This window comes from Gemmata sp. SH-PL17 (genome assembly GCF_001610855.1).
Classification (GTDB): Bacteria; Planctomycetota; Planctomycetia; order Gemmatales; family Gemmataceae; genus Gemmata; species Gemmata massiliana.
This window is the reverse complement of sequence record NZ_CP011271.1, coordinates 5,708,960-5,733,286: the sequence shown is the minus strand read 5'-3', so window position 1 is coordinate 5,733,286 and position 24,327 is coordinate 5,708,960. Positions and strand designations below refer to the sequence as shown.

18 protein-coding genes are annotated in these 24,327 nt (G+C 64.1%); 6 read left to right on the top strand and 12 right to left on the bottom strand.

What is annotated here, in order from left to right; all coding sequences use genetic code 11:
- Positions 1-63 precede the first annotated feature (63 nt).
- From VT84_RS23605 to VT84_RS23590, 3 genes are all read right to left on the bottom strand, one after another.
- Positions 64-1,116, bottom strand: coding sequence for a hypothetical protein (locus VT84_RS23605; RefSeq protein WP_239465463.1), 1,053 nt, complete (start codon positions 1,114-1,116; stop codon positions 64-66).
- A 90-nt stretch (positions 1,117-1,206) separates the two neighbouring features.
- Entirely contained in the window at positions 1,207-2,346 is a 1,140-nt protein-coding gene (locus VT84_RS38835) for a ComEC/Rec2 family competence protein (protein ID WP_157469760.1), read from the bottom strand.
- Positions 2,343-5,141: a class I SAM-dependent DNA methyltransferase gene (locus tag VT84_RS23590; RefSeq protein WP_082841210.1), complete on the bottom strand. Its 2,799-nt coding sequence runs from the start codon at positions 5,139-5,141 to the stop codon at positions 2,343-2,345. Before VT84_RS23590 ends, VT84_RS38835 begins: the two co-directional genes overlap by 4 nt.
- A gap of 205 nt (positions 5,142-5,346) precedes the next feature.
- On the opposite strand from VT84_RS23590, the gene VT84_RS42395 reads away from it, so the two are divergent.
- Both VT84_RS42395 and VT84_RS42390 read left to right on the top strand, forming a co-directional pair.
- Positions 5,347-5,871, top strand: coding sequence for a helix-turn-helix domain-containing protein (locus VT84_RS42395; RefSeq protein ID WP_052552795.1), 525 nt, complete (start codon positions 5,347-5,349; stop codon positions 5,869-5,871).
- The gene (locus tag VT84_RS42390; RefSeq protein WP_410000365.1) at positions 5,849-6,415 is read left to right on the top strand and encodes an IS630 family transposase; all 567 of its coding nucleotides are present in this window, start codon (positions 5,849-5,851) and stop codon (positions 6,413-6,415) included. Before VT84_RS42395 ends, VT84_RS42390 begins: the two co-directional genes overlap by 23 nt.
- Positions 6,416-6,841: 426 nt before the next feature.
- Here the strand turns inward: VT84_RS42390 and VT84_RS23580 are convergent, their stop codons facing one another.
- Positions 6,842-7,387, bottom strand: coding sequence for a hypothetical protein (locus VT84_RS23580; RefSeq protein WP_082841209.1), 546 nt, complete (start codon positions 7,385-7,387; stop codon positions 6,842-6,844).
- 243 nt (positions 7,388-7,630) lie between these two features.
- Here VT84_RS23580 and VT84_RS23575 point away from each other — a divergent pair, with 243 nt between their 5' ends.
- A complete protein-coding gene (locus VT84_RS23575; RefSeq protein WP_082841208.1) occupies positions 7,631-8,497 on the top strand; it encodes a hypothetical protein in 867 nt (288 codons plus the stop codon).
- Positions 8,494-8,916, top strand: coding sequence for a hypothetical protein (locus VT84_RS23570; RefSeq protein ID WP_082841207.1), 423 nt, complete (start codon positions 8,494-8,496; stop codon positions 8,914-8,916). Before VT84_RS23575 ends, VT84_RS23570 begins: the two co-directional genes overlap by 4 nt.
- A 129-nt stretch (positions 8,917-9,045) precedes the next feature.
- Here VT84_RS23570 and ilvA read toward each other — a convergent pair whose 3' ends face one another.
- Complete coding sequence (ilvA, locus tag VT84_RS23565; RefSeq protein ID WP_157469756.1) at positions 9,046-10,566, bottom strand: threonine ammonia-lyase, biosynthetic; 1,521 nt, start codon at positions 10,564-10,566, stop codon at positions 9,046-9,048.
- A 202-nt stretch (positions 10,567-10,768) separates the two neighbouring features.
- Between ilvA and VT84_RS23560 the strand changes: the two genes are divergently transcribed.
- Entirely contained in the window at positions 10,769-13,564 is a 2,796-nt protein-coding gene (locus VT84_RS23560; RefSeq protein WP_082841205.1) for a pentapeptide repeat-containing protein, read from the top strand.
- Between the two features lie 28 nt (positions 13,565-13,592).
- Here VT84_RS23560 and VT84_RS23555 read toward each other — a convergent pair whose 3' ends face one another.
- The 5 genes from VT84_RS23555 to VT84_RS23535 form a co-directional block, all read right to left on the bottom strand.
- Positions 13,593-13,802, bottom strand: coding sequence for a hypothetical protein (locus VT84_RS23555; RefSeq protein WP_082841204.1), 210 nt, complete (start codon positions 13,800-13,802; stop codon positions 13,593-13,595).
- Between the two features lie 14 nt (positions 13,803-13,816).
- The gene (locus tag VT84_RS23550) at positions 13,817-16,768 is read right to left on the bottom strand and encodes a hypothetical protein (protein ID WP_082841203.1); all 2,952 of its coding nucleotides are present in this window, start codon (positions 16,766-16,768) and stop codon (positions 13,817-13,819) included.
- A gap of 45 nt (positions 16,769-16,813) precedes the next feature.
- Positions 16,814-17,494: a TIGR02996 domain-containing protein gene (locus VT84_RS23545; protein ID WP_162271823.1), complete on the bottom strand. Its 681-nt coding sequence runs from the start codon at positions 17,492-17,494 to the stop codon at positions 16,814-16,816.
- 134 nt (positions 17,495-17,628) lie between these two features.
- Positions 17,629-19,191, bottom strand: a complete 1,563-nt coding sequence (locus tag VT84_RS23540) for a hypothetical protein (protein ID WP_239465462.1) — start codon at positions 19,189-19,191, stop codon at positions 17,629-17,631.
- Positions 19,127-19,558 carry a terminase small subunit gene (locus VT84_RS23535; protein WP_082841201.1) on the bottom strand — a complete coding sequence of 144 codons (432 nt, stop codon included), beginning with the start codon at positions 19,556-19,558 and terminating at the stop codon, positions 19,127-19,129. Before VT84_RS23535 ends, VT84_RS23540 begins: the two co-directional genes overlap by 65 nt.
- Before the next feature lie 1,141 nt (positions 19,559-20,699).
- On the opposite strand from VT84_RS23535, the gene VT84_RS23530 reads away from it, so the two are divergent.
- Positions 20,700-21,146 carry a TIGR03067 domain-containing protein gene (locus tag VT84_RS23530; RefSeq protein ID WP_082841200.1) on the top strand — a complete coding sequence of 149 codons (447 nt, stop codon included), beginning with the start codon at positions 20,700-20,702 and terminating at the stop codon, positions 21,144-21,146.
- 88 nt (positions 21,147-21,234) lie between these two features.
- Here the strand turns inward: VT84_RS23530 and VT84_RS23525 are convergent, their stop codons facing one another.
- Together VT84_RS23525 and VT84_RS23520 are read right to left on the bottom strand one after the other, a co-directional pair.
- Positions 21,235-23,178, bottom strand: a complete 1,944-nt coding sequence (locus tag VT84_RS23525) for a PAS domain-containing sensor histidine kinase (RefSeq protein WP_082841199.1) — start codon at positions 23,176-23,178, stop codon at positions 21,235-21,237.
- A 431-nt stretch (positions 23,179-23,609) separates the two neighbouring features.
- A complete protein-coding gene (locus VT84_RS23520; RefSeq protein ID WP_082841198.1) occupies positions 23,610-24,323 on the bottom strand; it encodes an MOSC domain-containing protein in 714 nt (237 codons plus the stop codon).
- Positions 24,324-24,327 lie beyond the last annotated feature (4 nt).

Genomic DNA, 24,327 nt, shown 5'->3' with positions numbered 1-24,327 from the left:
CAAGTAAAAACTGGCCCGTGCCAGGACTTGGAACTCTGAAGCCTGGAACTCTAGAACTGATGGTTATTTGAGCCACTCGGCGAACGCTTTCGCGTCGGTGGGGGGCTTGCTCTCGGTGGTCCGCTGGGAACCGCTCACGCGCGGGGTGATGCGCCCGCGCCCGGCGCTCGTGGGGCGCTCGTAGGCCCCCTCCTTCAGTCGCTCGATGAGGACCGCCCGGCGCTCGGCCGGGACCGCGGCGATGAGATCCAGGTCGGCGCGGGTGTAGCCCGCGAACCCGCCCTTCTCGCACGCATCGATCACCCCCCAGATGGCAGCGCCGGTCTTCTGGCGCGACTCGGGCGTGGTCGGGTCTCCGTCGGTGTCCGGGGTGCCGTCGTCGTTGGTCGCGTCGGCGTGACTGTTGAGTAGCGTGCGGATCTTCGATAGGGCCGCCCGCGCGTCCAATTCGCCCGCCATCGCCTTGTCGATTACGGCCGTGATCGCGGCCTTGAAGCTGGCACTGATGGCGTCGTTGGTGTCGTCCGTTTCGGTGTCGGTCGTATCGTCGGTATCGTCGTAATCGTCTGCGGGCGCGGGGATCGTGGTGTCGTCGGCGGGGATGCTGGAGTCCATATCGGCCTCGGTGCGGCGGACGGGTATTGGGAGCTTGGCGCCCCACGCGACGATGTGTTGAGCGCTGAACGGCGCGGACCGGCCCTCGAAGAGCCCTTTGGTGGTCGCGGGCTGGGCGACCAAGTCGACGGACTCGACCTCACGGATCGCCTCCACGACCTCGCGCCCGTTGGGACCGCGTCGGGTGTCGCACATGGCGACGTGGCTGAACCCGAACAGGGCCGGGTTGCGCTCGGCGGCCTCCATCACCCGCTCGTACATCGGGTGGCTTTTTAGACAGTTGAGTCGCCCGCGCGGGCGCCCGTCGGGACCGGGACGCACGCGGGTGAACCAGCCGAACCGCCGGTCCACGGTGCTCTCGCGCCCGTGGTCGCAGTTGACCGGCTTGCCCTCGTACTTGCTGTAGTCGCGCTTGAAGACGCTGACGGGGTAGTCGCGCCCGTTGGCGCTGGCGGTGCCGCAGATGAGCACGTCGTCGATGGTGCCGGAGTCGCGGTTCACGCGCGCCCCGGCGAAGGGGGCGGCGGTGCGTTCGGTGAGTCGTTGGGTCGCCATGCCCGACCGATGGCAGAGCGGGCACGGGAGAGTTGCTCAGGGACTGGAAGGTTTCTTCGGTTTCGTTTTTGCCTTGCTACCGCTCTTGACCTTTTTGGGCGATGGTGGGGTAGGCGGAAGTGTCGGCGGTGGAGGTGGAGGTAATAATGGATCGCAACCCCGTACACCGGGCAGCGTATGTAAACGGATGCGTGTCGCGTGAGTAGCAGGCGACGGCGAAACGGTCATTCGCGGAGTCGGGTGCAATGTCACCGTGACATCGCCGGCGCAATGCTGTGGTGTGGGGGTGTGGCAGCCCTGCGTGCAAGTCGGGGTGAACTCGGTGCAGGCAATACGCGATAACCGGCCACTCCCCGCGAGCGCCTGTAGTGCGGTGAATAGTCCGCGTTGAACGTGTGTGTGCTGGTTGTTGAAACCCGCCGAGATGACGACGAGTTGCGGGTTTACTGCGGACAGAAAATCAGCCATCGAGCGCCGTTGAAGGTTCGGAAATGCGCTGCTTCCAGCGTAGGTGGTCGGCCACGCTCCGTGGTGCGGGAATTTGAGTACGTCTGCTTCCAGTACGGACGGATCGGCCTGATGTTCTTCGAGCATCAAGCTGATGCCCGTGAGTTGAATGTCGCCGGTAAAGAGTATGGCACGGGGCGGCTTTTTTCGTGGGCGGTATTCGACGCGCAGAACGCCGGATTGGTCGTTGGGAGATTGCCCTAAAAGGCCGGAACAGTGTGTATGTGTGGGATGAAGGATGCGAAGACGAATGGGATAGGAAACGAGGCTGCCGAAATCGTCGTGGTGCTCAAGGCTCGTGGTGAATGCGTCTTGCCAAGGTTGTTGCGACGGGTTATTGCGACTCACCGCCACGAGAGTTCGCAGGTACCGGTGGTAGTCCGACCCAGGACGGCTTTGCGAACGATCGTGGTTGTAGAAGAGGCCAATTAGTCGCCCGGTGAAATTGGTAAACAGGTCTTGCGCGCCGGATATATGATCTCCGTCGGAATGGGTAAAAAAGACTACGATCTCGTCGATGTTCCGAGCGGCAAGCGCGGTGGCTACCGCGATACCGTCAAACGAATCGATCACGAGGGCGCGCTTGGAATTGGGGAGGAAAACAACGGCCGCGTCGCCTTGGCCGACGTTGAGAAATTGAATGACCAGTGGATCGGGCGATCGGCTCACGTGTTGCTCGTCCCATTCGCTTGATAGCCCAGCATCCTCTCCAACTCAGGAACTGAGAGGTAGCCATACGGCAGTGGGCGGAAATCTCGCAGGAGCCATTCGTTCTTGCGAAGGTCGTCGATTTTTGTCTCACGCGGTGCGCGGCAAGTGAACCCACGCCCTTCTTCGAGCGCCCACCCTGGCATGAATTTCGGAATCGGTATCGTCACCGGCCCAGGGCGGAACGCAGCCCAAGACAGCTTGAGTGAAATCGTCTGGGCGCCAACATCGATACTGTGGACGGCTCCTTGCATCACACGCAGTTCCGTGTGTGGTGGCAGGTCCGCAACGTCTTTTCCGTGAGCGGCCCACGGATCGGTCATGCTCCGCAAGAACGTCATAATTTGCCGCTGGTCATCGGCGTTCAGTCCGTAGGTCTCGAACACCCGCTGATTTATCTCGCGGACCAGTTCCCAATAGGCATTCCCGCTCGGTTCCGGTTCTTCGTCTTCCATTCCTGGCAGCGACGGTGCGCTTTGCGACGTAGGAGCAGCCGTCATTGTGGGCGGATCCCAAGTCGGCGTGTCTACCAGATTCGCCGGGCGCGGAAGTCGCTCGAGTACCTCGACAAGCACCGCGATTCTAGGATCGTATGTCGCAGGGATGTTGAATGAAGTCCACTGTTTGGCTTGTCCCCCGCGTGCCGTGTTGTTCACGGCAGCGTATGCGTGCCCGATCGGTGAGTTAAGAATCGCACAGAGCCACCTTAACGTGGATTCTTGCGACACAAGCGACTCACCACCATCGAGTGGAATCTGCGAAAGGTTGCGAAACGTGTGCTCCCACCCTTCACGCAGAGTAATCACGATGAAATGCTTGCCCGGGTACCGTTGTTCGAGATCGACTGCCGCGATCAGCTGCGCCTGCTGGTTTGGATTTCCTTGAGAGGCAACGACGATTTTGGGGCTTTCGTAATGAAGCCAGTTCTCATGTCGTGGCCCTGGCCCCGTGCCTTGTTCCCAATACCCTTTGCCGTTTGCATGACACTCTTCCCAATCTGCTTCAGTAAGGCAGTATGGGCGAAGCTTTGATTGGAGATGGAAGTAGGGGACTCGGCCCGTTGCGGGCTTAGTATGGAACACCGGAGATTCATACTTCTTGTCTTTGGTATGGAGGAATCCCCAAACGACGTTTGCAAGATCGCCGAGAGCTGGTCTACCAGGCTGATTCAATTTGGAAAGGGAATCAACTGGGGCAGCAGTGATAGTCTCACCACCCAACATCGCTGAGTAGGACCAAGTCGGCAGTCCAGCGTCGCGGATTGCTGACCGCGCCTCTTTGCGGCGACTGAAGGTTTGTTCCACCCGAACTGCTCGTGGTGTGCCCGCTTGACCGGCGCGAACTTCAGCGACGATCACGCAAGTCGATACTTCCGCAGTGTCTCCTACAGTGCGTTCGGGTAATTCCCACACTTCGAGTAATCGAGCGTGATTGAGTAAATAGCTGCGGGCTACTTGGTGGTGCTGATCACCCTTCAGAAAACCCTGCGGTAGTACCATTCCAATGTATCCGCACTGCCCCTTCTCTCGTCGCCAGAGAAAATCGATCGCGCGTGTCAGAAAATCTCCGGCAGGTTCGTCGGAGTCGAACGGTGGGTTACCCACGAAGACCGATGGACGAATACCGAATGCCCTTGCTGGATCGAGATCGAGTGCGTTGCCGCTCACGATGTTCGGATACGCAATGCCGTCGCTTCCGCGCGAACGACTCCAGTACGCAAGGAGATAGGTTAACTTGACCAGCAGGAGTGCGACATCGTCGAGATCGTTGCCGCACACGCTTCGCTGCAGGTACGCGATCCGGTCCGAACCGGCATCGCGTTCGCGTGGGTCGTACAGTTCGGCTAACCGATCGGTCGTGGCTACGAGAAATGACCCGGAACCGCAGGTTAAGTCGCAGGTCACCCGCTCTGACGGACGAAGGTCTTCAAACGGGATGCGATCCACGATGCGCCGCGCGATCGGGAACGGGGTGTAGTGAACACCTTGCAATCGGAATTCATCAGTGATCAGTGCCTTCTGTGCGACGGCGAATCGCCGAGCCGGTAGATCGGCTTGCTCGTAGAGGTCACCGAGCATCTCGTGCGTGACTAGCCCGAAATGGACTGGCCCCGTGAGGTGGCCCAGTAGGCTCTCCAGCATTTCGTCGGCATCGTCCGGGAAGCCGCGATCGAGTATCGGCAGCTGCTGCTCGACCACATCGTCGAAGAATGAATCCCACTTTTGGCAGGCGTCATCGAGAAGCTTACGGGCATCGGTTGATTGCCCGCGACCCGCGCCGAGTGCTCCCTTGTCCTCCAGAATTCGGGCGGCGAGCAACGCCAGCGCGATCTTCGAGAACGCGACGCGGAGATTCGAGTATTTCGCGGTGAGGTATTTCTTGTTGTCGCTATTCCACCAATCCCCGAGTTGGTCTACGGCCGCTCGAATACCGCGGTGCAGGTATCCAACGAGGTTGCCTCGGAGCGCGTAAAGGTGGTTCTCGAACAGGTGCCGCTGCCCGGTGCGCAGCTCAGCGAGCCGCTCGCGCCGCACGTCGGTTTGGTGGTCGCGAAATGCCTTTTCGAGCGCCTTCGTATTCAGGGCCACACTTCCCGGAACTGCGGTCATCCCGTTGTGGCAGTTGAACCACACATCGACCCGTTGTTGTTCGAGTCCGATGATCGCAGTCGGTGCCGCTGTCGCGTTGAATAGCGCTCGTGCCCGGTTACGGCTCTCTTCGGTGCCGCTGGCCCTAGCCCCGATATCGACGGCCACCGCCGACGTGTTCCAATCTTGTTGGTCAGAGTTTGTAAACGCGAGAACATCGAGTCGGTCCGGGCTACCGGTGGGTCGTTCGGGTTCTGCTTGTCGCTTGGCGTTATTCTCAGCGTACCCTGGAGTGACACAATTTATCCTTGAGGAGCCTGGTGCTGTAGCGGAAGATCGGTGCTCACCGTAATCCGTTACCGGGAGAGGCTCCATGCGTCCCACGTACTCGTTCCCCGAGTCGGTTGTCGAAGCGATTGTGCGCGATCGGTACGGGCACCCGGACCCGCGCGTTCAGGAGCGCATGGAGATCCTGTGGCTCAAGAGCAAGAACGAGTCGCACGGGCGCATCGCCGAACTCGCCAACGTGTCCCGGTCCACGGTTCAGCGGACCTTGCACATCTTCGCGGCGAAGGGCCTCGATGGGATTCGGTCGTTCGGGTGGAAGGGACAACCCAGTGCCCTGACGCCACACGCGGCAACGATCGAACAGGAGTTCCGCAAGCACCCGCCTCACACGGCTCACGAGGCGGCGCGGCGGATCGAGGAGCTGACGGGCGTCCGACGAAAAGTGTCGCGGGTGCGCAAATTCCTCAAGGACGACCTGGGGATGAAGTGCTTGAAGGTGGCACCGATCCCGGTCCCGCCCAAGAAGACGATCGAGGAACACGCCCGAGCGCAGGCGGACTTTTTAAAAGGCGGACCTGGAACCGAAGTTGGCGGAGGCGCGGAGCGGTAAGCGGTCGGTGTACTTCGTGGATGCGTCGCACTTCGTATTGGCGTCGTTCCTGGGTTGGGTGTGGTGCTTCGTGCGGTTGCACGTGCGCGCGGCAAGTGGTCGGCAGCGGTACAACGTGCTGGGCGCGCTGAACGCGGTCACGCACGAACTGGTGACGGAGATCAACACGACGTACATCACCGCCACGTCGGTGTGCGCGTTGCTTCACACGATCGCGCGCCGGGCGGGCTCGGTGCCCGTCACGTTGGTGCTGGACAACGCCCGGTATCAGCGGTGCGTGTTGGTGCAGGACGCGGCCAAGCAGTTGGGGATCGAGCTGCTGTTCCTGCCGTCGTACTCGCCGAACCTGAACTTGATCGAGCGCCTGTGGAAGTTCGTGAAGAAGGACGTGCTCAACAGTCGGCACCATCAGGACTTCAAGAGGTTCCAGAGTGCCATCGACGGGTGCCTCGCGGATCTGCCGACCAAACATCGAGAGAAACTGGCGACTCTGTTGGCCCACAACTTCCAGACCTGGAACAATGTGTCACTCCTGGGCGCGTAAAGCATAACGTAACTGAGAATGCCTTCGAGGTTCGGGATTTGGTAGTCGCGCTGAAGGTAATCTGGTGTGTAGCCAACCCCTCCCAGCGCGGGGACGACCACGCGCGTGACGATTTGGCGAGTGTCGGCCATGTCGGAACGGAGTGTGATGTTATTTGGGCCGCTGAACGAGTATCGTTCGGATCGGCAGTGAGCTAGTCTAGCGCCGGGCTTGCGCCGGTCCAAGCTGGAATCAGTCGCAGATACAGGATTTTCAGTGACATCGCCGCAGCGCATCGTCTTCACTGACACTACCGGACTAAAAACGTTCGGAGGCCGGAAACGCTGACCGTTGTAGTGGTGAAGGACCGCGACCTCTACCCGAGCAACGGGCCGGTTGCTTCGTGGGGTTGGATAGTATTACCGGGCGGCAATTCTTTGCAAGGCGTTACACCCTTCCTACTTCTCCCACCCGCACCACCGCCCGCGGTTCGCGCATCGCGCCGCCGCGCGTGGCGTCGGGCGCCCAGAACGTGCCCGCGCCGCCGTTGATGTGGCGGCACCAGAACACGTGCGTGCGGCCCGTGCGCCGGGAACCGGCGCGACGCGCCACCGCCTCGAACCCCAGCGCCGACCAGAACTGGTTCGCGTCCAGGTCGGAGGCGCACCACAAGCACACCTGGCTCACGTCCGTGGGCAGGCGCCCCAGGAACTCGTTCACCAGCGCCGTTCCCATCTGGCGCCGGCGCGCGTCGAAACAGATCGCCGCCTGGAAGATGATCGCCAGGTCCGCGCGGCGCTGGTACGTCGCCTTGCCGTACAGGTAGCCCGCCGGGGCGTCGTTCTCCAGGGTCAGTAACACCCGGCGCCGGTCGATCGCTTCTTCCAGGGCCACGCGCGGCAAGTACCCGATCGCGTCGTGGTGGCGGCGCTGGAGGTGATCCAGGAACAGCCAGTCGGACGGCTCCGCGCCGCGCAGTGTCAGGTTGGTCATTCGGGACCGGTGGTCGTGGAGCGTTCGTCCCGGAGCTGGTGTTCTGGCTGCGGCGCGGTTGGCGCTTCGCCAGATTCGCGCCAGGGCAGGGGACTACCGACTGATGACCAACGACCGCGGATGAGTGACTTGCGCCGGCTGGAAACGAACGCGCCCCGGTGGACCGGGGCGCGGGCAGGGTGCGAATACCTTGGCACGTGCGGTTCGGGTGTGAAATAATCGACGGATCAACAGGGAGCAAAAATGCCCGATCCTGTAACTGCAGCCGCCGGTGTTACCGTCGGAGGTGCCCTCACATGGGCCTATGAGAACCGCAAACAGATTACGGAGGCGCTCACGTCTCTCAAAGATTGGTGGTGGAAGCCGGATAATCGCCCGATATTGGTACTCGGCCCCGGAGGGTGTGGAAAAACGACGCTCCTGCGCATTCTGGCCGGCGAGCGCGACTGGCTGATTGATAACCCCTGGATTTACAACGAGAGCACCGGGATCGAGAAGTGCCCACTTGCGGACGACCCGGATGTTCAGATTGTAACGACGCCGGGACAACCGCACCGGGCGAGTGTGTATTGGCCGGACCTCAAAGTGGATTTGGCCGCAGGGCGGTACCGTGGTATCATTCTCTTGAGCGCCTACGGGTATCACACGCTCGGTGAGGGGATTCGTCTCCGCGACCACCCGCTCTATCGGTCCAGGGTTCCGAAACCGACGCAAGAGTTTCTCACTCGGTACCTCCCGAACCGGCGGGGAGATGAACTTCGAGTTTTGAAGCAGCTCACCGAACCGCTTCGGTCCTGTCGGGAGCGCGTTTGGCTGCTGACTGTGGCTGCGAAAGCCGACTTATGGTTCGATGAATGGGACGAAGTGCAACGGCATTACACGACGGGTGAGTACGGACAGGCAATATCTGAGTTGGTCAGTGGTCTTGATCCGGCTCGCTTTCGTCACGATCTCGCCCTTGCGTCGCTCGTGATCGCGAACTTTTCGACCGTGACCGGGGATGCGATTCAGAAGAGCATTGCCGGTTACGACCACCAAGCCCAGATCGAGTCAGTGCGCCGACTCATCGAGAGAGTAATCGCGCTGAAGGATTGGGAGGCAGCGGTATGAAGAGCGAGGTTGAAACTGCGGAAGAGCGTCGCCGGCGCCAGTACCGGCGCACCGCGCGGGTACTCCGGGAATACACTGCGCGACTGTACCGCCTTGCGGACCAGTTCGCAGGTTATCTAGATAGCCAAAAAGGTGAAACGGTCGGGGCAGCACCTTGGGCTGTTTTACGCGATATTTGGAGGGTCGTTGCAATTCAGGAGGAGTTTAAAGCAGTAACTCTGATCGCTTCGCAAATGCTGGTTCACTACGATCTTGACGAGATTGAGAAGGCGGATCTCGCGTTGCGCTTAGCTGATGCCGAACATGCGATTAATTGTGCTGAGGTCGCCAGCAGTGCAATTGCGGACCGCTACGATATCCGATTTCCGCTTCGCAAGTCAGCTCCCAGGGGCGCGCCTGCTACCGGCCCACGACCGTAGTTGATTTTTTGTGAAAGTGGTACTGCAAACAGTCGAACCGAATTGTTTTGTGCGAGCATAGTGAACGAAATGCACCGGGTGCAATTCTCGGCGCATTTCGTTTTTTGCACTTTAGCACTCGCCCCTATCTCAGCACAGGAACAGGCGGTAGACGGGGTTCGCGGTTTCGTCCACGCACGGGTACCCGAGCGCGGCCGTGAACGCCTCGAACGCGGCCCGGTCGCCGGCGGGCACCTGGAGCCCGACCAGGATGCGCCCGTAGTCCGCGCCCTGGTTGCGGTAGTGGAACAGGCTGATGTTCCAGTCCGGGGGCATGGCCGTCAGGAACCGCACCAGCGCGCCGGGGCGCTCGGGGAACTGGAACCGGTACAGGCGCTCGTCGCGCGCCAGCCGGCTCGGGCCGCCCACCATGTGGCGGATGTGGTCCTTCGCCAGGTCGTCGTCCACCAGGTCCAGGGCCTCGAACCCCATGTCGGTGAACGCCCGGTGCAGCGCCCGCGCTTCCTCCCGGTCGTTCACCGCCAGGCCCACAAAGACGTGCGCCACGCGCTCGTCGGAGATGCGGTAGTTGAACTCCGTCACGTTGCGCCGGCCGATCGCTTCGCACAGATGCCGGAAGCTCCCGCGCTCCTCCGGGATCGTGACCGCGAACAGCGCCTCGCGTCCCTCGCCCGCCTCGGCCCGCTCCGCTACGAACCGGAGACGGTCGAAGTTCATGTTGGCCCCACTGGTAACGGCCACCAGCCCCAGGTCGCTCGGCCCGTGCTCCTCCGCGAATCGCTTCGCCGCGGCCACGCTCATTGCTCCTGCGGGTTCCAGAATACTGCGTGTGTCCTCGAACACGTCCTTGATGGCGGCGCACACCGCGTCGGTGTCCACGGTCACGAAAGCGTCCACGAGGTCGCGCGCGAGGCGGAACGTTTCCGCGCCCACGAGCTTCACTGCGGTGCCGTCGGCGAACAGCCCTACGTCGTTTAGTTGAACGCGCTCGCCGGACTGAACGGACCGGCGCATGGCGTCGGAATCGGCCATTTGCACGCCGATCACCTGGACCTCCGGGCGCACGGCCTTCACGTAGGCCGCGACTCCGGCGACGAGCCCCCCGCCTCCGATCGGCACGAAGATCGCGCGGAGCGGACCGGGGTGCTGGCGCAGGACCTCCATGCCGATGGTGCCCTGGCCGGCGATCACGTCCGGGTCGTCGAACGGGTGGACGAACGTGAGGTCGGACCGGGCGCCGAGTTCGGCGGCGTGGTGGTAGGCGTCGGTGTAGCTGTCCCCGTGGAGCACGACTTCGGCGCCGAGCGCGCGGACCGCGTCGGACTTCAGGCGCGGGGTGGTGACGGGCATCACCACGACGGCGCGGCACCCGAGGCGCCGGGCGCTGAGCGCGACGCCCTGGGCGTGGTTCCCGGCGGACGCGCAAATGACCCCCCGCGCGCGCTGGTCCGGGGACAGGCGGGCCATCTTGTTGTACGCGCCGCGGAGCTTGAAGCTGAACACCGGCTGCGTGTCCTCGCGCTTGAGCCAGACGGGGGTGCCCACCCGGGCCGAGAGGCGCGCGGCGCGCTCCAGCGGCGACTCGGCGGCCACGTCGTACACGCGGGCGGTGAGGATGCGTTGCAGGTAGTCTAACAGTCTGGCGTCCATCCGTTCCCTTACTGTAAAGGCACTTGCGGTACGGGGAATTGTACTGCAAGTGCCGGTGCGCGGAGCGGTGTGGGGAATGGCGGGGCGCCGACCATGAACCGCGGGTTAAGACTTCAGTTTTCACTTCACATCGCTTCGTTCGTTCGGCACAATCTCAGGACGTGCTCGCGTAATCACCGCCCGAATCAAAACGAGGTCGCCCGTGGCTCTCAAGAAGACGCTGCAGAAGATCGGTGAGTGGGTCGACGACGTCAGCAAAGCGACCACGGGTACGATCAAGGCCACGCTCGAAAAGGGACCGCTGCGTGACATGATCGATGACTTCGCCGGTATCGGCGGGCCGATCGGCCTTGTATTCAAGATCGCCAGCCGACAAATCCCGGACCCGACCGCCGAGCAACTCATCGCGTCGGAACTGAGCACCACGTTCTTCAATCAAATCCAGAAAGCCCGCGTTGAGCACCACGAGCTGTGCCAAGAGGAGACTTGGCGCGCGTTTGTTAAAGATCCCGAGGGCGGTGTCAAGAAGGCCAACGAACTGTTGGCGCGGGAGTTCTCGTGGCTTTCGCTTTTCGGGCGCAGCGGGATGCGTACCAGTCGGTCGTGGCCGCTCGTTGGCGAACTAGCTGACATTGCGGAAGCATGGTTCGCGGGGGCGTGCCGGGCCGACGGTCGGCTCACTCTGGAGAACCGCCGGACAATAGACGTGATCCGAGGGCGCACGGCTGACGCACTAGCTGAGACGGTCGAGAAATTGCTTCAGAAACCGGACGTGAAGGCGCGCTTGCAAGAATCGCTGGACGCTGCGGGGCGAAAGGGGTTGGAGTTGCTCGCAGAGGAGTTGTCAACAGTCCACCAAGTCCGGTTGTTCGGCGAAGTGCCGCAGGACGAACTTTTCATTCCGCCTCGAATTAAGTGCGCGGACTTCGACGGGCGCGTACCGCAGGGCCGGACAGAGAGTGAGATTGATTGGGAGAAGGTACCCGAAATCAAGGGCTACGGAGCTGTATCGGGACACATTGCCGCGGCCCGCGCGCGACTCGTGGTTCTCTTTGGAGACATGGGCGCCGGGAAATCGTGCCTGATGCGCGTCCTCACTTCAGAAACAGCTAAGCAGTACGTTTCGGATAAGAAGCTACCGGTCGTGTTCGTGCGGTGGCGTGAAATTTACCAAAACTCGAACCTGCTTGAAGCCATCGCCGAACAAGTGCGCACCGAATACGGATTGCCGACCGAAGATCTCTCACGCCAGGATCGGGTGGTGTATTTCATTGACGGTTTCGATGAAATGAGCAGCCACCAGAACGAGATCGTGTGGCAGCTTTTCTTGAAGTTGGCGAAACTCGTTGATCGTGGGCACACAGTCGTCGTGGCAATGCGATCGGCTGTGGTGACAACCAACATTCAGACCGAGTGGCGGGAGCGGAAGGCGTTCGTAGTTCGCGTTCTACCGTTTGAGGAAGAGGAGGTGAGTGGTTGGGCGATTCGCTGGCGGATGCGCACCGCAGACGTGAGTGTGACCGATAAGCGTCTGCGGCAGCTGGCCGACAAGACTGTGACTGCCAATCCTTTGCTACTATACATGCTTGCTCGATACGTTCATCCATTAGCTGTTGGGGGGACGCGCTTGAGCCGAGCGGAAGTTTTCCGCACATTCGTGGACGAGACGATCTCAGGTAAACTCCAGAAAAGCGGTGAACAATTCCCTCTGCCGCCAGATATGAAAGACGGGTATCGGTTGCTGCTTCAGGAAATGGCGTATTTAGCCTCATGGCCGAAGTCCAATGGGAAGTGTTCGGAGGCACTACTGAAGGACATGCTCACCCCTGAAGTGTGTGAGAAACTACGATTCAAAGACGTGCGGACCGCATTCGTACTGCATTTTTTCGATCCCGGCGATGTACGCCAAAACGAATTCGAGTTCCAACCCGAGGGGTTTCGACAGTATCTTTTAGCAGAGTGGTGCGCTCGTGCGCTATTGGAGGTACACCAAGACCCGTTAGATTTTAAACCAAGTCTATTCCGCCGCAAACGCGATGACGCGATGCAGGCATTAGCACAATTTCCGTTACGTGAGGTAGAGCGACTTCTGCTCGATGAACTGGTCACGGAGTTCGGGCAATTGACAAAAGCCCCAGAGAAACTGGTAAGTCGGCTTCGAGCTTTCGGCTTCACACGTAAGCCGAAAGCAAGTGTCGATTTGATGAACCGGATTTTGCACGGTCTCTGGGCCGACGTTGTGGCTCCTCCGTCTCACGGCTGGAAGTCAGCTAATGTTGGTGTTCCTGATGGTCAAGTTATCCCGGATTGTTTGGATTCTCTCCGGTTGTTAGTTAACTATTGGGATCAGTGCCTGATGGGATATTTTGGATTGTCGCGTGGCCTCAGCGACGAAACGCCGATTCCCCACCCTGATGAGGAAGGGAGTATCAACCTGGGGCGATTCCTGCGGTTGCGCAGCGGCGTGAGGGATTATGATTGGCAGACAAATTTTAATTTTTCACGGCAGACGCTTGCAGGTATTGATGTACGGATGATTGCATTCGAGTCTGACAAATTCAGTTATTCGGATCTATCGGGAGCCGATTTTAATTGTGGATATCTTGGGTTTGTCGATATGACATGTGCAAATTTAGTTGGATCTGATTTGACTGATGTAATATTGAGACGAGCGAATTTAAGAGCAGCAAATTTGTCTGGTTCTATCATGCGTAAGGTTAATGCGAATGGTGCTATTTTTATTGATGCGAAATTGATTGGTTCGGATTTGATGGAGGCTAATCTGGTAGGCGCAGATTTAACCGGAGCGGACCTGACTGGTGCAAATTTAACTGATGCGAATCTGGGTGGCGTAGATCTAACAGGCGCTAACTTAAGCGGTGCAAACTTGGAGGGGGCCAGACTTCCGAAAGGATTTAAGCTCCCACCGGGCACCAAAGGCACGCCTCGGCCGGACGAAGGCGACTCGCCCGACGATGCGAAGCCCGAGGCGTCCTGAGTGGCGCGGCGGGCGCGGGAAGGGGCTGTCAGCTCGCGGGCTTTGCGGGTGCGTTTTGGTGCGCGGCAATGATCCGCGCCACCAATTCGGGCGGCAATTTCTTCAGGTCGTCGTCGGTTAGGCCGCCTAGCACATCCGTTGCGACCTTGCTCTTGTGTTCGGCGGGCATCCCGTTCACGGTCTGGGCAAGTTTTTCGGGCGTGGCGTTCGCGTACACGGCCTTTTCGAGTTCGTCCACGGGGCTAGCTCCCATCAGCTCGTTGTTGGGGGATTGTTCTCGGCGGCTAGCAGTTCGGCTATTAGTTTCTTGCGCGCTTCGGGGGACATCGTAGCTGCGGTTTGTTTCATCAGGTCGGTTTTGTGTTCGTCGGGCATCCCGCTTGCGGCTTGGGCTAGTTCTTCGGGTGTGGAGTTCGCGTACACGGCTTTTTTGTAGATGTCCATTTGAGCGAGCTTCTCCGCGAGGTGTTTGTTGTTGGGGAATCGTTTCTTGATGACTTCCGTTATTACGTGGGCCTTTTGCTCGTCGCCCTGAACCGCCGTCAACTTCGCGATGGTTCCGTCGACGACGCGGTCCACAACTTGGCGTTCCAACAGTGCCCGGTACTTTTTACCGCGCTCGCCGGTTGTGAGGAACTGTGCTGCTTCCTGGTATTTAGTTCGGGCTTCCTCGACCTTCTCCAGTGTCCAGTCCTTGAACGTGGTCGTCAACGTCGGATGGATCTGGAGAGCGGGGAGCGGGGCATCGTCTGCCGGTGACGCGAGGCGCGCGTCGACCGCGCGCTCCCATTCCTTGGTGTTATCATAGAGCAGTTTCCCCTTCGGGCGCTTGCCGCCTCGCGCGTCCGCTGAGTACGTTGCGTCTTTTTTCCCGCCCCCCGGGAACCCGGTTACGAACGTCGCTCCCGAGGTCGGGTCCCCGGGGATCCCGGACCCGAAGTGGAGGCTGCCAATTACGACGGGCGTGTTCGGGTGCGCCGCGAGGATGTAGTTCGCTTCGGTCAGCTTCGCGTCGGGACTCGTTTCGGTGTGGACGACGCTTCGGGGGCCGCCCGCTTTCTCGCGCACCTTAATGTCCGTGAGGTGGTAGAGCGAACCGTCGGCGCTGTGAAAGTCGTACCCGTCTCCTACCATCTCAGGTATTGTAACCGCGCTATCGCCGGCCGATTGCCACTTCGCGCTTGGCCCTAAAATCAGGGCGCCTCCACCTTCCGCGAGTATCAACGCCTTATTACTTGCGTGCTGACTCGCTGCTTTGAGGATTTCTAATCGTTCTGCATCAGTTTTTTTATCAAAGAGCCCTTTCAGGGCGGTCACGGACGGAACCACTTCTGGTTCGGGGGCCGCGGTTCCGACCGTCTGATCGTTCGGTGTGCCGGAACTGAGTAGCGCGTCGAGCTTGGCACGCTGGGCCGGATGGGTGACCTGCGCGCGCAGTTCGTCGGCCTTCGCGGGATCGCTCTTTGCGGCCTGAATATCGTCCTTATGGACCCACTGGCCGTGGTCGTCGCGCGGGTGGTCGGCCTCGTTGTAGTTCTCCCGTACTCGGCGCGATTCGCCCACGGGGGCCGCGTTCGGGGAGGAGCCGTCGCCGCCGGCGCTGCCCGGGGGTGAGGGGAACGGGCCGCCCGGCCCCGCCCCGCTCGGGGGTTGGTCCGGGGGCGCGAACTTCTTCTGCCACGCCAGGATGTTCGCCGCGACCACCTTTGGGTCGCCCCCGCGCTTGCGCACGAACTCGATCGGGTCCGCGCACTTTTGCTGGTACAGCGCCAGGAACGTTCGCGCTTGTTTTTCTTCGTCCGCGATCACCACCGGGCGCGCGGTCGCGATCGGGCGCACGCGCTGGGTGGTGCCGCGCGGGAGGCGCCCGGTGCGCTCGCAGAACTCGAGCACCCGACGCGCGACGGCACGCGCGAACCCCTTGACCTTCTCCTGTCGGGCCTCGGTGATGCGGACGAACGGCGAGCCGGTGACGAGTACGCTGGCGAAGCTGGCGTCGGCGTCGCCCGAGAAGTAGCTCGGGCACCCCCAGCGGAATCCGACCCCGCGCAGGAGCAGCGCTTCCACCTGGGCGTACCCCGCGACCCCGGTCGCCACCGGCCCCGGCTGCACCTGGCGCCCGGCCTCGGTACGGATGATGCTTCCCGGTTCGTAGTTCTGCACGTCCGTGGTGCGCGCGGGCGACCCGGGCGCGGCCTTGGGGCGCGAGTAGTCGGTGCCCGACTGGATCATCGCGCGGACCTGGGCCTCGGTCGCGGTGGGGTACTGCTCCCACCATGCGATGGCGGACTGGAGCCGGGCCACGTGGCCCATGTTGTCCAGTAGGCCCAGGACTTTGCGCAGGTGCTCGGCAACAGAGAAGAAGTCGGACAGCCCGCGCTTCACGGTGCGGTCGACGTTGGCCTTCGCGCGCACGTATTCCGACGACCGGACCTCGCGCCCGTCGTCGGGGTTATCGGGCCGGCACAGCCAGAGCGCTTCTTCGCACTCGTCATCATCGTCGGTGCATTTGATGCCCCAGCCCCAGGGATCGGTGGTGCTGGCCCCGGGCGGGGTGCGGATCAGTTCGGGTTCGACGTGGCGCACATGGGGCAGGCCGTCGGAGCGCGCGTCGCCCGTGAAGAACCGGAGCGTGCACTCGCCCTCCACGATGAGGCGCGTGCGGCACTCGGCCTCGCGGTCGTGCTCGCCCTCGCCCCACTCGGCCAGCTCGCGCCACTCGTCCCAGGCCTGGGTCGCTTCCTTCACGATGGGGTCGACGTCGGGCTCACCGTCCCCGTCCGCGTCGATGGGACCGCTGGCGCTGGCCCCGGGAGATTGCCCCCGGAGCACGAACGAGACGCTGATCGGTCCGATGAAGTTGGCGACGTGATCCCGGAACCCGAGTGCGAGGTGGTTGCGCTGGCACAGGTCGCGTGCGAGCGCGACGTGCTGGCGCCAGTCCTCTTCGTTGAGGTAGGTGATGGGCGCGTGGGTGCGGTCCTGGTCGCGCGTGCCGGGGCGGTTCCAGCGCCACGCGCCGAACCCGGGGAACCCGTCGCCGGCGTCGAGCCAGTCGGTAGGCGAGATGAGGTTGTCGAGGTTGAGGAGCGTCTCTTCGACGCGCCGAGTTTTTGCTGCGAGTTCGCGGCGCAGAAGGCCGAGCCCGTCCGGTTCCGGGGGCTGGCCGAGCGTGCGGAGGCGGGAATTGGGTGTGGCCGGCATAACCCGGCCGATGGCGTGATCTGCGGGGCTGCCAGGGTGGATGCGCTAATCGAACCCGCGCTCGAACGCGAGGCCCGGCCACTCGGCTTCGAGTAGGTGCGGCCAGGTGCTCTCGGAGCCGGGCGCCGACGGGGGCAGCGCCAGTACGTGCATCTTGCGCCCCCGGAACCCGAGCTGGCACTTGTGCCCGTTGCGCCACCCGTGCCGGACGTGGTCCCGCGCGCCCGCGACGTCCGTGAGGCGCACGCGCTCGATCGGGTGCCGGGCCAGGAGCGCGTCCGCGTGGGTGAGCCAGTTCGCGGCGGAGCACTGGACCGCCTTGACGAACCCGCGCTGGGTGAGCGACACCCACGGTAGGGTACCGCTCCGCGCGTACACGCACAGCTTGTTGAAGATGTCCTCGCAGGTGGCCGCGGCGTGGTCCTGCGGGACCGGCGCGAACGGGAACCACTCGCTGTACGTGGGCCAGATGAGGGCCTGGCGCGCGAGCAGCCCGAACAGTTCCGGGTAGCGCTTGTGCTCGGCCGCGGTGCGGGCGCGCGGGGCCGGGCAGAGGCCGGCGCGCGCCATGCGGCGCAAGAGGTCGGCGAGTCGCACCTGCACCCGGATGAACTCGGCGCGCACCGGCTGGGCGTGCTCGTCCAGCCAGTCGGCGAACATCAGACGGGGCGTGTCCTCGTCCGGGCGGGCCAGAATTGTAGCGAGAAGGGCGGGCTCATCGGTCACGGCATCACGCTGGGCTTGGGCATACGCGCGACCGGCGGTTCGTATCGCACGCGGCTCCTTCTTACCACACTCGTGACCCGTTTGGAACAATTAAGACGAACTCTACATAGAAACTATAAGCATTACTTGTGCGCTTAAGTTACAAGCTCCTGCATCCGCAGGACGGCGGTGGCGAGCGCGTCCGGGCCGTCGTCGTGTGCGCCGTGCGGAAAATCCCGCAGTTGTTCGGCCAAAAGCCGGCCGCCGGGCGTGTTTTTGACGCGCAACTGTCCGCGCCGCAGGTAGTCGTTGAGCGCGCGAATCCGCACCGGTTTGGGGCGCGAAACGATCGTTTCGGTGTACTTCAGCGCGACCGGCCGGCCCTGCGTGTGGCGCTCCCGCAATAATTGTTCTGCGGCCGGTGTGAACAGGCCCATCGTGTTGTTCACTTCGGCGATCAACTCTTCCGGGCGCCACGCGGCCGCGATGTCGATCGCGCGCTCCACCCAGCCCGATTCGCGGCGCAGTTCACAATCGGCGAACAGGGTGCCGAACTGCGACAGCCCGAGCAGCACGTGCGCCTGGTAGTCGGATTTCTCGCTCGTGCCCTTCGAGGGGTCGAGACTCTGAATTTTGAACACGAGGTCCGCGGGCCACGAGTCGAAGAAGAAATCGGTGCGATCGAAATATTCGGCGGGCCACTCGGCGCCCTCGGGTACACCGGGCACGCCCTGGTACTCGGACTCGAACGCGGTCGCGCCCACTTCGGCGCGCTTGAGCATCAGTTCCACGATGGGGAACCGGTCCGGCCAGTAGACCTCGGCGCCGCGGTCCATCTCGGGCTTGTTTCGCGCATAGAAGGCCCGCGCCGTTTCGAGCTTGTTGCCGTCGGCGAGGTTGGTCGCGAGGCGCTCGAACTCGTCCCACAGGTCCGCGCGCTCGGGCCAGGAGAGGACCGCGCGGTAGGTGCGCCCAGTCCACCCCGCGAGTTGGCCCAGGCGCACCGCCACGGACTCGCGGTGCAGGGCGCTGCCCACCGCCAGGTAGTTGGTGCGCTCGTCGCCGGCCGGGAGCACGTCGCGCGTGGCCCAGTCCCAGGCGTGCTGGCGCAACTCGGCGCTGCGGATGTCGGCGTTCGATTGGACGTCGTCGAAGATGATGAGTGACGGGCGCGCGGACCGGTTCCGGTGCCCGCGGATCTTCTTGCCCGTACCGAACGCCTCGATCACCGCGCCGTTTTTCAGGCGCAACTTGCTCTCGTTCCACTCGGCCCCCGGCGCGCACGCGGTGCGGTACACGGACGCGAGGCGCTGGTTGGTTTCGAGTTCCAGGCGGATGTGGCGCAGTTGGTTGTTGGCTTGCGTGCTGCAATCCGAGAGGATTGCGACGTAGGGCTCCCAGCCCTCCAGGGCACAGCGCAGGGGATACGCGAGGGTCTTCCAGGTGCTCTTGGCGGCGCCGCGCGGGGCGATGATCGAGCGCCTGGTGCCGCGCGCGAGGTGCAGGTTGTGGAGGTCCGCGTCGAAGTCGCGGTGGAGCAGGGCAGGGGGGTACGTGCCGAAGTAGTGCGGCAGGAACCGCGCGTTCCACTGGGCCGGGGTGAGGGTGGATGCGTCCCAGCGCTCCAGGTCCGGCTCCAGGAGGGGCAGGTCTTTAGCCCGGAGCCCCAGGGCCGCGAACAGCGCGGAGTCCAGCGAGGAGGGCACGTTTGAGGTCATCGGGGATCTTCGACAGGTCGATCGGGGGGCGGTCCGGGACGGGCACCGGCTTGAACATGCCCAGGTGCTTCGCGATGAGGGCCAGGGCCGATACGCGGGCCGCGTGGCTGGCCCCCTGGCCCTCGAACTCGGCCTCCTGCTTGAGGCGCTCCAGTACCCACTCGTGGGTGGTGTCGGCGCGCTCGGCCCGCGCGAGTTGCAGTTCGGCCACGCGCTCGCGGACGCTAACATTTGCTAACAATCTGGCCGCCCCGGTGCGCGCGGCGCCGGCGGTCTTCGCCTTCGGGTACGCGCGCTGGTACGCCGCGGACCCGTTCAGGTCGATGACGTATTCGAGGCAGAAGGTTTCGTGGCGCGCTGACAACATGCCCGGCCGATGTCACGTGTGGCAGCGCGAGGAGAAGGGGCGGCTGTGAATCGACATTCTAACCGACGTGTGAAACGGGGGGTTCAGGGGGAGGGGAAGGAAAAAGGAGCGGAAGGAAAAAGGAAAAAGGAAAAAGGAAAACAGAAGAGAACCCGGGCGCGGGCGAACCCCGCCCGCAAGGGCGGTGGGTGGCGCCACCCCTGGCGCGCCAGGGGTGGGGGCGCGCCAGGGGTGAAGGCGCGCCGGGTGCGTGGAGGCGCGCCGGGGGTGGGGGCGCCAGGGGTGGGGCGCCCCAGGGGTGCGTGGAGGCGCGCCGGGGGTGAAGGCGCGTCATTGCCGGGTGGAGGCGCGCCAGGGGTGAAGGCGCGCCAGGGTGGGCGCGCCCGGGGTGGGGCGCGCCCGGGGGGGGGGCGCCCGGGGTGGGGCGCGCCCGGGTGGGGGCGCGCCCGGGGTGGGGCGCGTCATTGCCCGGGTGGAGACGCGCCGGGGGTAGGGGCGCGCCAGGGGTGGAGGCGCGCCAGGGGTTGCGCATGCGCTTCACCCCTGGCTACTCGCGGCCGCCCCATTCGGGGCTTCATTGGTGGTTTTGAGCCCCGGTAGGGGCGCGGGCCCGTAGCCAGGGGTGGAGCAACGCGCAACCCCTGGCGCGCCTCCACGCAACCCTGGCGCGCCCCACCCCTGGCGCGCCCCCACCCGGGCAATGACGCGCAACCCCTGGCGGACCTCCACGCACCCCCGGGGCAATGACGCGCACCCCGGGGCAATGACGCGCCTTCACCCCTGGCGGACCTCCACGCACCCCGGGGCAATGACGCGCCTTCACCCCTGGCGCGCCTCCACGCACCCCCGGCGCGCCTCCACGCACCCCCGGCGCGCCTCCACGCACCCCTGGCGCGCCCCCACCCCTGGCGGACCTCCACGCACCCCGGGGCAATGACGCGCCTTCACCCCTGGCGCGCCCCCACCCCGGGCGCGGGCGAACCCCGCCAGCAAGGGCGGTGGGTAGCGCCACAACCAACACGCACCCGGGAACGCCTTCTTGAATTCGGCAAATCGGTCGCGTAGGCTTTGAACCGTTGGCTCGTGTGGCGTCCACCGGGCCGCGTTCAAGTGCTTGTATTGTCACTTCGGGAGCCGGGTCATGAGTCACCGAGTTGCGCTTCTGTGTACCGCTCTGGTCGTCGCCGTGTTCGCACCCGCGCGCGCCGCCGACGAAAAAGACGACAAGAAGGCCACACAAGGAACGTGGGCGTATGAGACGCTGGAGTGGAACGGGAAGAAGATCCCCTTTAATCAGATCAAGATGACCACCGTCACGTTCGACGGCGACAAGTTCGCCATCAAGATCGGCGACAAGGTGACCTCGTCCGGCACCCACAAGTTCGATTCGACCAAGTCGCCGAAGACGTTCGACGCGACCGTCACCGAGGGCGAGGGGCGCGGGACCACCATGCTCGGGATCTATAAGCTCGATGGCGACAACCTGACCGGGTGCATCAACCTGACCGGGCGCGAGCGCCCCACCGAGTTCAAGACGACCGAGAACTCGGAAACGGTCCTCATGACCGCGAAGCGCGCGAAGAAGTGAGACCCGAGGCGCGGGCGGCGCCCTGGGAGCAATTACGAGAGCAACGGGACCGGCCCCGGAGGGGGCGCCAGGCGGGTCCGACTCGGCGTCAGCTATCGGGGGCCGAATCGAGGACCGCGCGGACCTTTCGCGCCAGCCCCAGGGGGGAGAACGGTTTCTGGAGGAACGCGCCGGTCGCTTCGACGATCCCGTGGCGCACCACCTCGTCGTCCGTGTAGCCGCTCATGAACAGCACCTTCAGGTCGGGGCGCGCCGCGCGGACCGTCTCGCTCGCTTCCCGCCCGCCCAGGCCCGGCATCACCACGTCCGTTACCATGAGGTGGATCGGCCCCGCGTGCGCGCCCGCCAGTGCCACCGCCTCGCGCCCGTCGCGGGCCTCGATCACGGTGTACCCGTGCGACTCGAGAACGAACTTCGCCAGGTGCCGGACCCCGTCCTCGTCCTCCACAAGGAGCAGCGTCTCGGTGCCCCGCGCGGCCAGGGGCAACGCGGGCGCGGTGCCGTCGCCCTCGGCCCCGGTTTCGGTCGTGGCCGGCAGCAGGATCGTGAACGTGGTCCCCGTTCCGATGGCACTGGACACGTCGATGTGCCCCCCGTGCGCTTTCACGGCCCCGTACACCATCGCCAGCCCCAACCCGGTCCCCTTGCCCGATTCCTTGGTCGTGAAGAACGGCTCGAAGATGTTGGCGCGCACCTCGGCCGTCATCCCGGCCCCGGTGTCCGTCACCGTGAGCTGCGCGTACCGCCCCGGCTGGAGCTCCGGGTACGCGACCGAGCCCGGCGCCCCCAGGCGCACGTCGCGCGTTTCGATGCTCAGGCGCCCGCCGCCGGGCATCGCGTCGCGCGCGTTCACGGCCAGGTTCACCAGGATCTGTTCGATCTGGTTCCGGTCCGCCCGGACGTGTGCCAGGTCCGGGGCCAGGACCGTGGACACGATCACGTCCTCGCCGATCAGGGGCTTCAGCATCTTCGTGGACAGCGCGACGACCTCGTTGAGATCGAGCACGCGCGGCTCGACGATGGTCCGGCGGCTGAACGCCAGGAGCTGGCGCGTCACCCCGGCCGCGCGGTTCCCGGCCTCCCAGACGACCCGGACCCACTCGCGGTTCGGGTCGCCGGCGGGCATGGCCCCCATCAGCACTTCGCTGTACCCGTTGATGATGGTGAGGAGGTTGTTGAAGTCGTGCGCGACCCCGCCCGCGAGCCGCCCCACCGCTTCCATCTTCTGCGACTGGCGCAACTGGTCCTCGAGCCGCTTGCTCGCGGACAGGTCGCGCACGATGCCGATGAAGTGGCGCTGGTCGTCCAGGGTGAACTGCGACACTTCCAGGTGGAGCGGGAACTCGGAGCCGTTCTTCCGCAGGCCCACGACCTCGCGCCCGGCGCCCAGGATCCGGGCCTGCCCGGTCCGCACGTAGTGCTCGATGTACGAGTCGTGCTGGCCCCGGAACGGCTCGGGCATCAGGACGCGGACGTTGTGCCCGACGACCTCGGAGGCCGCGTACCCGAAGGTGCGCTCGGCCGCGCGGTTGAACAGCAGGATGCGGCCCGTGACGTCGCTCGTGATGATGCAGTCGTCGGCGTTGTCGATGACCGAGCGGAACAGGGTCTCGGCCCGCCGGCGCTCGGTGAGGTCGCGGACGATCTGACCGAACGCCCAGATGCCCCCGGTGCGGTCCCGCATCGCGGACACCGAGGTGAAGGCCCAGAACCGGGTGCCGTCCTTCCGAACGCGCCAGCCCTCCTCGTCCGCGCGCCCGGAACGGGCGGCCGCGTCCAGTTGGCGCCGGGGGGCCTCGCGCGCGACGTCCTCGGGCGGGAACAGGCGCGCGAAGTCGGCCCCGATGATCTCCTCGGCCGCGTACCCCAGGAGGCGCTGGGCGCAGGGGTGCCACACGGTCACGCGCCCGGACGTGTCCATTACGAAGACCGCGTAGTCCTCCACCGCGTTGAACAGCAGCAGCAGCCCCTCGACCGCGGTGTGAACGGTGAGCGACGCGGGGACGGGCAGCGATTCACCGGTTCCGTTCATGGTGCGACCTACGACCCGGGCCAGGTGCGAAGCGAATGCGAGAAGGCGTGCGTACTATTGGAAGGTTATCAAATCGCCGCATCGTGTGTCACCACTAGAGTTTATTTGTTATCCGATGGTTGAAGGGCCGCGCGGGATCTACCCCCTGAATGGGGTGTGGAAACGCGAGGTTGTGCTGGTGATAACCCGCAGGCGCCCGGTGCGAAACGGCGCGCGGTCTGGAGTCGCTCGCGCCCGAGGGGTGTGGTGTCGAGGACCGGTGCTTGTGACGCAGGGGTGAAGGGTGTCGGGTGCGAGAACCGGGCGCCGGTAGACCCCGCCCGCACGGGCGTGGCGCCCGTGCCGCCTATGCCGGTGCCCGAACGGGGCACCTAATTCCGCCCGGGGCGCGCTCTCGGGAAATAGTCGCGCGCCCCTGGAGCGCGACGCCCTCAGTTCGCGTGCGGGTCGTTGAGGCGCTTGCCGGCGTCCGGGTGCGTGTGCTTCTCGGCGCGGGTGCGCAGTGTGTTCTTCCAGCTCGCGGACAGCGTCGGTAGCGCGGCCAGTTCCGCGGCCTGCGCGTAGTCGGACTTCAGGTGGTGCATCACCCGGTTGGCGCGCTCGACGGTCCAGTGCGGTTCGGGGCGCTCGACCAGTTCCAGTGGAAGACCCGCTTCTACTACTCCTTCTTGCAGCACCCGGAAGTACCACCCGGTGAAGCCGGTCTGCTGCACGCGCAGCGCGAGATCCTTGACGCGCCACCGGCGGGCCAGCTTCCAGCACGGCTGGCGCGGCTGCGACACCTGGAGGACCGCGGCGCCGACCTTCCACACGTCCCCGATGCACACGTCCGGCTCCGCCAGCGCGCCGACCGTGAAGTTCTCCCCGAACGCGCCGGGCGGCAGCTCGTCGCGGTTGAGGTCGGCGCGCCAGTAGGCGTAATGGACCTCGGGGTACACGCAGACGGCCTTGTCCGGCCCGCCGTGGTTCACGAGATCGGCCTGCCCGTCGCCGCTCAGGTTGGTGCGCCGCAGCGCGACCGGCCCGGTCACGGGCGCCTTGATGAACCCGGTGGTCCACGGTCGGTCGGCCGGGTCCGCGGCCCCCTCCTCGCCGAACGTTTGCGGCCCCCCGACCTGTACGGACACCAGCACCGGTCCGGTCATTCAC

Coding starts and splice junctions, on each gene's coding strand:
- VT84_RS42395 (WP_052552795.1), top strand. CDS start 5,347: ATGCGTCCCACGTACTCGTTCCCCGAGTCGGTTGTCGAAGCGATTGTG.
- VT84_RS23535 (WP_082841201.1), bottom strand. CDS start 19,558: ATGTTGTCAGCGCGCCACGAAACCTTCTGCCTCGAATACGTCATCGAC.
- VT84_RS23550 (WP_082841203.1), bottom strand. CDS start 16,768: ATGCCGGCCACACCCAATTCCCGCCTCCGCACGCTCGGCCAGCCCCCG.
- VT84_RS23570 (WP_082841207.1), top strand. CDS start 8,494: ATGAAGAGCGAGGTTGAAACTGCGGAAGAGCGTCGCCGGCGCCAGTAC.
- ilvA (WP_157469756.1), bottom strand. CDS start 10,566: ATGGACGCCAGACTGTTAGACTACCTGCAACGCATCCTCACCGCCCGC.
- VT84_RS23540 (WP_239465462.1), bottom strand. CDS start 19,191: ATGACCTCAAACGTGCCCTCCTCGCTGGACTCCGCGCTGTTCGCGGCC.
- VT84_RS23525 (WP_082841199.1), bottom strand. CDS start 23,178: ATGAACGGAACCGGTGAATCGCTGCCCGTCCCCGCGTCGCTCACCGTT.
- VT84_RS23520 (WP_082841198.1), bottom strand. CDS start 24,323: ATGACCGGACCGGTGCTGGTGTCCGTACAGGTCGGGGGGCCGCAAACG.
- VT84_RS23530 (WP_082841200.1), top strand. CDS start 20,700: ATGAGTCACCGAGTTGCGCTTCTGTGTACCGCTCTGGTCGTCGCCGTG.
- VT84_RS23580 (WP_082841209.1), bottom strand. CDS start 7,387: ATGACCAACCTGACACTGCGCGGCGCGGAGCCGTCCGACTGGCTGTTC.
- VT84_RS23575 (WP_082841208.1), top strand. CDS start 7,631: ATGCCCGATCCTGTAACTGCAGCCGCCGGTGTTACCGTCGGAGGTGCC.